The sequence below is a fragment of the Albimonas sp. genome (genome assembly GCF_055129145.1).
In genome coordinates, this window is record NZ_JBSRTQ010000214.1 from 1 (window position 1) to 5,254 (window position 5,254).

Genomic DNA, 5,254 nt, shown 5'->3' on the forward strand with positions numbered 1-5,254 from the left:
GTCGCGCCGGGCGGGAGCGGAGGCGGCGCGCGGGGGTGGGAGACGGGGCCGCGCGCGCCGCCCTCGCCCCGCCGCGCGGGCGCGACGACGCAATCCACGCAACGGCGTTCGCGCGGCCTCCGCCGGTCACGCGTGGGCCCTTGGGGATTGATCCCGGGCCCGTCACGGGGCTAGGCGGAAGGGAACCTCCCCATCCCCATCCCCATCCCCTGCCCGGAGCCCAGCGATGACCGCCCCCCTGCCCCGCGACGCCTCCGACGCGCTGGTCCATGACCCGGACGCGGCGCTGCCCCGGCTGATCGAGATCATGCGTCGCCTGCGCGCCCCCGACGGCTGCCCCTGGGACCGCGAGCAGGACTTCGCCTCCATCGCGCCCTACACCATCGAGGAGGCGCACGAGGTCGCCGACGCCATCGCCCGCGGCGACATGGCGGACCTGCGCGACGAGCTGGGCGATCTGCTGCTGCAGGTGGTCTACCACGCGCGCATGGCCGAGGAGGCGGGCCTCTGGGACTTCGATTCCGTCGCCCGCGGGGTCGCCGACAAGATGGTCCGCCGCCATCCGCATGTGTTCGGCGACGACGCCGACGGGCGCGACGCCATGGGACAGACCGTGGAATGGGAGAAGATCAAGGCCGCCGAGCGCGCGGCGCGGGGGGAAGCGGCCGCCCCGCTCTCGGCGCTGGACGGCGTGGCGCTGGGGCTGCCGGCGCTGACCCGGGCGCTGAAATTGCAGAAACGCGCCGCACGCGTCGGCTTCGACTGGGCGGAGACCGGCGACGTGCTGGAAAAACTGCGCGAGGAGGCGGCGGAGCTGGTCGAGGCCGAGGCCCTCGCCGATCGCGACGCGCTGGAGGACGAATTCGGCGACCTCGCCTTCGTCATGGTCAATCTGGGCCGCCGGCTCGGTCTCGACCCCGAAGCCGCCCTGCGCCGGGCCAACGCCAAGTTCGAGCGGCGGTTCCGCGCGGTCGAGACCGGCCTTGCCGAAGCCGGCCGCGCGCCGGGCGAGGCGAGCCTTGCGGAGATGGATGCGCTCTGGAACGCGGCCAAGGCGGCGGAGAAAGCGGAAAAGGGGTGAGCCGGGCGGCGACCCAGCCCGCACCCCCGTCGCCCCTGCCGCGCGGGCGAGCCGGTCCCGCGGGCGCCCCCGCCGTCGCGCGGCTCCCGTCCTGCCGGCGACGCCGCCGCTCCTTCGACCGGGTCCCTTTGACTTGGCCCCTTTGACTTGGCGGGGCCATGGTCTATCACGGCGCGGAAGATCGGCGAGACGGACGGCCCATGCCCGACACGATACTTGAGCGCTGCGAGGCCGCCGGCCTGCGCATGACCGGGCAGCGACGCACCGTCGCGCGCGTGCTCGAATGCTCGGACGACCATCCCGACGTCGAGGAGCTGCACCGCCGCGCCGCGGTCGAGGACGCGCGGATCAGCCTCGCCACCGTCTACCGCACGGTGAAGCTGTTCGAGGACGCGGGGATCGTCGAGAAGGTCGATTTCGGCGACGGACGGGCACGCTACGAGGACGCCGAGCGCGAGCATCACGACCATCTCATCGACCTCGCCACCGGCCAGGTCATCGAATTCGTCGACGAGCAGATCGAGGCCCTGCAACGCAAGGTCGCCGAACGCCTCGGCTACGAGCTCAAGGGTCACCGCATGGAGCTTTACGGCCGCCCGCTGCGCCGCCCCGTCAAGAAATCCGACCCGGGCGGCTGAGCGGCCGTCCTTCGCAACCCATACCCACCCCGGCCCCGCCCGGAGCGCGTTTCGCGCGCGAAACCTCCCCGGGGCCCGCCAATGGAGACCGAGCATGAGCGCCATCGTCGACATCGCCGGACGCGAGATTCTGGACAGCCGCGGCAACCCCACCGTCGAGGTGGACGTCACCCTGGAGGACGGCTCCTTCGGCCGCGCCGCCGTGCCCTCGGGCGCCTCCACCGGCGCGCATGAGGCGGTGGAGCTGCGCGACGGCGGCGCGCGCTACAACGGCAAGGGCGTGATGCAGGCGGTCGACGCCGTCAACGGCGAGATCTTCGAGGCGCTGGCCGGCTTCGACGCCACCGAGCAGATCGTGCTCGACCGCGCGATGATCGAGCTCGACGGGACCGAGAACAAGTCGCGGCTCGGGGCCAACGCCATTCTGGGCGTGTCGCTCGCCGCCGCCAAGGCCGCGGCCGAATGCGTGGGGCTGCCGCTTTATCGTTACGTGGGCGGAACTTCGGCGCGGATGCTTCCCGTTCCGATGATGAACATCATCAATGGCGGCGCGCATGCCGACAACCCCATCGACGTGCAGGAATTCATGATCATGCCCGTCGGCGCGACCTCGATCCGCGAGGCGGTGCGGATGGGCGCGGAGGTGTTCCACACGCTGAAATCCGGGCTGAAAGCCGCGGGCCACAACACCAATGTCGGCGACGAAGGCGGGTTCGCGCCCAATATCGGCTCGACCCGCGAAGCGCTCGATTTCATCATGGCGTCCATCGAAAAAGCCGGGTTCCGCCCGGGCGACGACGTGCATATCGCGCTCGATGCCGCCTCGACCGAGTTCTACGAGCATGGCAAATACAACCTTGCCGGCGAGAATGCGGTGCTGACCTCGGCGCAGATGGCCGAGTATCTGGGCAAGCTGGTGGCCGACTACCCGATCATCTCGATCGAAGACGGCATGGCCGAGGATGATTGGGAGGGGTGGAAGACGCTCACCGACCTGATCGGCGAGAAATGCCAGCTGGTCGGCGACGATCTGTTCGTCACCAATTCGAAGCGCCTCAAGACCGGCATCGACATGGGTGCGGCGAATTCGATCCTGGTCAAGGTCAACCAGATCGGCACCCTGACCGAGACCATCGAGGCGGTGGAGATGGCGCATCGGGCCCGCTACACCAGCGTGATGTCGCACCGCTCGGGCGAGACCGAGGACGCCACCATCGCCGACCTCGCCGTGGCGCTGAATTGCGGGCAGATCAAGACCGGGTCGCTGGCGCGCTCGGACCGGCTGGCCAAGTACAACCAGCTGATCCGCATCGAGGAGGAGCTGGGCGAGGCCGCGGAATTCGCCGGCCGGGCCATCCTGCGCGGCTGAGCGGCGCGCGCCCCGACCCGGATTTCCACCGGGTCGGGGCGCAGGGCATCCTTCAAGATCCTGTGTCTGCAAGATGCCTGAAGCCCGCGTTCATGCCTGCGACATGCGCGGCAGGATAAGGGAAGCCCTGACCAATGATCGGGGCGTTCATCATGGCCGACAGCCGCTTCTCTCGTCGCTACCCGTCCGACCGCCCCGAAGCCGAGCCGAAGGGCCCGCTCGATCATCTGCGCATCTTCGCCGCCGACGCGGCCGACCGGGTGGTCCAGCCGCGCCGCGCCGTCAAGCCGCTGAGCAGCCAGCGCCGGCTGAGCGGCCGCGGCGGGTTCCCCCCGCTGCGCCGGGTCGCGGTGGTGCTGGCCGGGATGGCGGTGCTGGTGATCCTGCGTTCCGCCATCGCCTGAGCTTAACGCTTCAAATCCCCGCAAGAATGTGAGAAAAGATCGTCAGAGGCGGTCAACCGCCCAGGATCGAGCAGCGGCTGCGCCGAGGCGTGGGCCTTGAACGGGCGATGAGCGACATGAACGAGAACGGCGCCACGCGACGGGCCATCGCGGCCGGATTCGGCTTCTTCGTGGTGGGCGCGACCTGCTATTTCGGCTATGCGGCCCTGCAGGGCGACACCGGCCTGGTCGAACAGCTGCGTCTGACCCGGGAGAAGGCGGAGCTTGAGACCCAGCTGGCCGGCATCCAGGCCGAGCGGCGGCGGATGGAGAATCTCACCCATCGGCTGTCGGACCGCTATCTCGACATCGACCTGCTGGATGAGCGCGCCCGCGCGGTGCTGGGCTATGTGCGGGCCGACGAGATCGTCATCCGCTGAGGCGGCCCGCCCCCTCCCGGCCGGACGGAACGCCCGACGAGGCGAAGCGATACGCGAGCGCACGAAACTTCCCGTCCCGCATTGCAAACCGCAATTCCCGGACCGAGTTATTGCGTGCGCCGGCGCTGCCTTGGCGGTAAGACGGCTGTCGACGCCCTGAACGATGCGCCCCATGACGAAACGACGGGAGGACCTGCAATGGCCGCCACACGGCAACGCAAGCCGAACGCGTCAAAGGAAGAGCTGCTCGGTTATTATCGGGACATGCTCCTCATTCGACGCTTCGAGGAGAAAGCCGGCCAGCTCTACGGCATGGGCCTGATCGGCGGCTTCTGCCACCTCTACATCGGCCAGGAGGCCGTGGTGGTGGGGGTCGAGGCGGCCGCGAAGGAAGGCGACCAGCGGGTCACCACCTATCGCGACCACGGGCATATGCTCGCCTGCGGCATGGATCCCGACGGGGTGATGGCCGAGCTGACGGGGCGCGAAGGCGGCTATTCCCGCGGCAAGGGCGGGTCGATGCACATGTTCTCCAAGGAGAAGGAATTCTACGGGGGACATGGGATCGTCGGGGCCAACGTGCCGCTGGGCGCGGGCCTGGCCTTCGCCAACAAGTATCGCGGCAACGACCACGTGGCCTGCGCCTATTTCGGCGACGGCGCCGCGAACCAGGGCCAGGTCTACGAGACCTTCAACATGGCGAGCCTGTGGAAGCTTCCGGTGATCTTCATCATCGAGAACAACCAGTACGCCATGGGGACCTCGATGAAGCGCGGCTCGTCCTCGCCGGCGCTCTACACCCGCGGGGCGGCCTTCGGCATTCCCGGCGAGGCGGTGGACGGCATGGATGTGCTGGCGGTCCGCGACGCGGCGGTGAAGGCCGTGGCGCACTGCCGGTCGGGCGAAGGCCCGTATATCCTGGAAATGAATACGTATCGCTATCGCGGTCACTCGATGTCGGATCCGGCCAAATACCGGACCCGCGAGGAAGTGACGAAAATGCGCGAGACCCGCGACCCGATCGAGCATGTGCGCGAGCTGCTGACGATGGCCGGCGGGGCCACCGACGATGAGCTGAAAGCCATCGACAAGGAGGTTCGCGAGCGGATCAACAAGTCGGCCGAGTTCGCCCAGGCCAGTCCGGAGCCGGATCTTTCCGAGCTCTGGACCGACGTTTACGCCTGAGGGGACCCGACATGACCATCCAGATCCTGATGCCGGCGCTGTCCCCGACCATGGAGGAGGGGACGCTTTCGAAATGGAACGTCAAGGAGGGGGACAAGGTCTCCTCCGGCGACGTGATCGCGGAGATCGAGACCGACAAGGCCACGATGGAATTCGAG

At 68.8% G+C, this 5,254-nt stretch carries 7 protein-coding genes; all 7 read left to right on the forward strand.

Annotated elements, in window-relative coordinates:
* The first annotated feature begins 226 nt into the window (after positions 1 to 226).
* Entirely contained in the window at positions 227 to 1,081 is an 855-nt protein-coding gene (gene mazG, locus ACTB72_RS20270; RefSeq protein WP_463038835.1) for a nucleoside triphosphate pyrophosphohydrolase, read from the forward strand.
* A gap of 200 nt (positions 1,082 to 1,281) precedes the next feature.
* Positions 1,282 to 1,719: a Fur family transcriptional regulator gene (locus ACTB72_RS20275; protein WP_463038836.1), complete on the forward strand. Its 438-nt coding sequence runs from the start codon at positions 1,282 to 1,284 to the stop codon at positions 1,717 to 1,719.
* 94 nt (positions 1,720 to 1,813) lie between these two features.
* Positions 1,814 to 3,088, forward strand: a complete 1,275-nt coding sequence (gene eno, locus ACTB72_RS20280) for a phosphopyruvate hydratase (RefSeq protein ID WP_463038837.1) — start codon at positions 1,814 to 1,816, stop codon at positions 3,086 to 3,088.
* Positions 3,089 to 3,222: 134 nt separating this feature from the next.
* Positions 3,223 to 3,492, forward strand: a complete 270-nt coding sequence (locus ACTB72_RS20285) for a hypothetical protein (protein ID WP_463038838.1) — start codon at positions 3,223 to 3,225, stop codon at positions 3,490 to 3,492.
* Positions 3,493 to 3,599: 107 nt separating this feature from the next.
* Positions 3,600 to 3,911, forward strand: a complete 312-nt coding sequence (locus ACTB72_RS20290; RefSeq protein WP_463038839.1) for an FtsB family cell division protein — start codon at positions 3,600 to 3,602, stop codon at positions 3,909 to 3,911.
* A gap of 198 nt (positions 3,912 to 4,109) precedes the next feature.
* Complete coding sequence (pdhA, locus tag ACTB72_RS20295) at positions 4,110 to 5,096, forward strand: pyruvate dehydrogenase (acetyl-transferring) E1 component subunit alpha (RefSeq protein WP_463038840.1); 987 nt, start codon at positions 4,110 to 4,112, stop codon at positions 5,094 to 5,096.
* A gap of 11 nt (positions 5,097 to 5,107) precedes the next feature.
* Positions 5,108 to 5,254 (forward strand): biotin/lipoyl-containing protein (locus ACTB72_RS20300; RefSeq protein WP_463038841.1); only part of this gene is annotated, 147 nt, incomplete at its 3' end.

Excerpts from the sequence above, each read along its gene's own strand:
- ACTB72_RS20285 (WP_463038838.1), top strand. The coding sequence starts at position 3,223 with ATGATCGGGGCGTTCATCATGGCCGACAGCCGCTTCTCTCGTCGCTAC.
- mazG (WP_463038835.1), top strand. The coding sequence starts at position 227 with ATGACCGCCCCCCTGCCCCGCGACGCCTCCGACGCGCTGGTCCATGAC.
- eno (WP_463038837.1), top strand. The coding sequence starts at position 1,814 with ATGAGCGCCATCGTCGACATCGCCGGACGCGAGATTCTGGACAGCCGC.
- pdhA (WP_463038840.1), top strand. The coding sequence starts at position 4,110 with ATGGCCGCCACACGGCAACGCAAGCCGAACGCGTCAAAGGAAGAGCTG.
- ACTB72_RS20290 (WP_463038839.1), top strand. The coding sequence starts at position 3,600 with ATGAGCGACATGAACGAGAACGGCGCCACGCGACGGGCCATCGCGGCC.
- ACTB72_RS20275 (WP_463038836.1), top strand. The coding sequence starts at position 1,282 with ATGCCCGACACGATACTTGAGCGCTGCGAGGCCGCCGGCCTGCGCATG.